Below are 2578 nucleotides of genomic sequence, written 5' to 3'. Positions count from 1 at the left end.
AACAATACATGGCATCTCTACCTTGGCACCGTAGAATATGGGAGCGACTCCGTTATTATTGGGAGTGCGGAATATGGTTGTAGTTATTAGAACTATCCATAAGTTCTTTTCCTTTAGATATCCCGTTTTCCCAAGCTTTGTCCTGTTCATCTGTCCAACGGAAAAAACCAAGACAAAAAGTGGTCTCAAGAGTTTTTTCTGGATTATTACATGAGGTATGTTCAACTACGATGGTTATAGGTTTTCTTAAACATGGTTTTTGTGGGTGTATGGTAAACCAAAGAGTCAATTTACTTTTGGCTTTTATACTAAAAAGATCAAAAAATCCCAAATGGTTAGGATCTAATTTTGGGTCTATTAAATCAATATGCTTTTCGCTTTTTAAAGCGATTTTCTTTCCATTTTTACGTTTTTTAGAATCTGAGATACCTTCGGTAGGATCTGGGTAGAGTGCTTCAGTAAATATAAATGGGTGTTTTTTAGGTATTTTTATGTGATTTATTTTGATTATTTGGTTTGTAGGATTGTAAATGGCTAATTCCAATTCACCTTCAAGGTCACTAGGATGCTTTGGAGACAGATGTTCAAAAACTGTACGTACAGTACAGTTTTGCAACTTTTGTCCTAAACATTTTTCTTTTTGTTCTTTGTAGCTTTTATACAAAACAAAAAGTAGAGAGAACGTACTAATGATTAAAGAAATACATTCATATGTTGTTGGTGTATCTTCCATATTTTTCTCAGCCCGCTTTTTGAAAAAAACAATCATATAAAACACATTATGTATGGAGCGGCGTTGTGACTAACACGATTCTTTGTTTTGATCTAGGTACCAAAACGGGGTGGGCGATACGTGGTGCAAGTGGTGACATGTTCAGTGGTACCGTGAATTTTCAATCGCGCCGTTTTGAAGGCGGTGGAATGCGTTACTTGCGTTTTAAACAATGGCTATCAGAAATAAAGCAGACAGCAGGTCAAATTGACGTGGTGTATTTTGAAGAGGTGAGGCGTCATAAAGGTACAGATGCAGCGCATGTTTACGGTGGTTTGTTAGCAACGTTAACGGCGTGGTGTGAACAGCATCAGATACCGTATGAGGGGATACCAGTAAGTACGATTAAGAAAGCGACGACAGGCAAGGGGAATGCGTCGAAAGAAGAGATGATTAAGGCGGTGCGTGCAAAAGGGCACAATCCGAAAGATGATAACGAAGCAGATGCTTTAGCAATTTTATATTTAGTTAAAGAAAGGGAATTGGGGTATGTCCAGTAAATTACCATGGACGAGGCTTTTTGCAGACAAGTGGCTTCTTGATCTTGCTTGTTTACCCGCAATTGAAGGCAATGTTTATATGCGATTGCGATTGCAAATGTTGCGCACTAGAGAGCCTCTTGTAAATGATGCGCAAATATTATCTCATTTTACGTGTTGTTCAGTAAAAAGATTTCAGAAGGCATTAGATTACTTATTTAGATCTGGACACATTATTCTTTCAGAAGATGGTCACTTGTGGTGTTCAGATGTTGAAGAAGAATTAAAAAATTCAGACGAAACTTTAAATAAGTTTGCAGAAAGAGCAGCAAAAGCCGCCAATACTAGAAAACATAAAAACCACGAAGAATCTTCAAGAGAGCTTCAAGATTCTTTAAGAAGTCTTCAAGATTCTTCAAGATGTCTTGAAGATTCTTCAAGAGGGTACAATAACAATAACATTAACAATAACAAAAAAAATAAAAATATTATTTTATCAAAAAGAGAAATTGATTTTGAAAATTTAGAAACAAACGATTTGGTTGAAACGGCAATCGAGTGTGATGATGTTCAATCAGAACAAATCAAAACGATAGAAACCAAACAACCAATCATTCGCGAGCAAAATACCAACACTTCAAACGAAGTTAACAACCGATGGCAAATTAACGAAGCGATGATTGAGAAATTGCCTTCACGAAAAGTTAAAAAGGTTGGAAAACAACTTTCAGAAATCGTTGATAAGATAATGCCTGCTTATTTTCCAGAGAAAGCAAACTTTTTTGAAGGAACAAAGAAAATAAGGGAAAAACAAGAAGTTGAAAGAATACTAGAAGATTTCAAACCCGATTTTCAATACGCAACTGAACAAGGATTAACGCATGATGAAGCCTTATCAGAATTTGAAAAATTTGTACGCTTTTCAAAAACCAATCCATGTCGAAATGCAAATGAACGCGATTGGCAAAGCGCTTGGGATAATTGGATTACGCATCCAGAATATGGATTGGTAATTAAGAAACACAAAAAATCAGAAGTGAAAAAACTATATGAAAGCGCATGTTATAAACCACCGTCAAACAATTTCGCAAATAACCTTTCAGGAAGCTTCAATCAACTTGCAACAGCGATCTACGCTTAAAGACACTTATGGATCCGAAAAAACAGCAAAGTAGTGAAGTTTGCTGATGATTTTGAGAATATATATGCGTTTAAATTGACAGAAAGGCACCGTACAGAGCGATTTAAAGATTTTGTGATAAAAACCACATTGAAATTAAAAACGCTTCTATACGGTCCATTTTGAGGCAAATAAACCCATTGGTAA

The 2578-nt window shown here is 35.9% G+C and carries 3 protein-coding genes; 2 read left to right on the top strand and 1 reads right to left on the bottom strand.

The genetic code is table 11. From position 1 onward, the window contains the following. Window positions 1-55 precede the first annotated feature (55 nt). On the bottom strand, window positions 56-769 hold the full coding sequence (locus ACFIMP_RS09475; protein WP_375630472.1) for a hypothetical protein: 714 nt from the start codon (window positions 767-769) through the stop codon (window positions 56-58). Window positions 770-798: 29 nt separating this feature from the next. Between ACFIMP_RS09475 and ACFIMP_RS09470 the strand changes: the two genes are divergently transcribed. After that, the gene (locus ACFIMP_RS09470; protein ID WP_375686322.1) at window positions 799-1272 is read left to right on the top strand and encodes a crossover junction endodeoxyribonuclease RuvC; all 474 of its coding nucleotides are present in this window, start codon (window positions 799-801) and stop codon (window positions 1270-1272) included. Beyond that, the gene (locus ACFIMP_RS09465; protein ID WP_404977381.1) at window positions 1262-2392 is read left to right on the top strand and encodes a hypothetical protein; all 1131 of its coding nucleotides are present in this window, start codon (window positions 1262-1264) and stop codon (window positions 2390-2392) included. The genes ACFIMP_RS09470 and ACFIMP_RS09465 overlap by 11 nt, the downstream gene beginning before the upstream one ends. Window positions 2393-2578 lie beyond the last annotated feature (186 nt).

Origin of the sequence: Bartonella sp. AP65SXKL, from assembly GCF_042195725.1 — a bacterium.
In the GTDB taxonomy this organism is placed as follows: Bacteria; Pseudomonadota; Alphaproteobacteria; order Rhizobiales; family Rhizobiaceae; genus Bartonella.
This window is presented reverse-complemented; position numbering and strand designations above follow the sequence as displayed.

Excerpts from the sequence above, each read along its gene's own strand:
- ACFIMP_RS09475 (WP_375630472.1), bottom strand. The coding sequence starts at position 769 with ATGATTGTTTTTTTCAAAAAGCGGGCTGAGAAAAATATGGAAGATACA.
- ACFIMP_RS09465 (WP_404977381.1), top strand. The coding sequence starts at position 1,262 with ATGTCCAGTAAATTACCATGGACGAGGCTTTTTGCAGACAAGTGGCTT.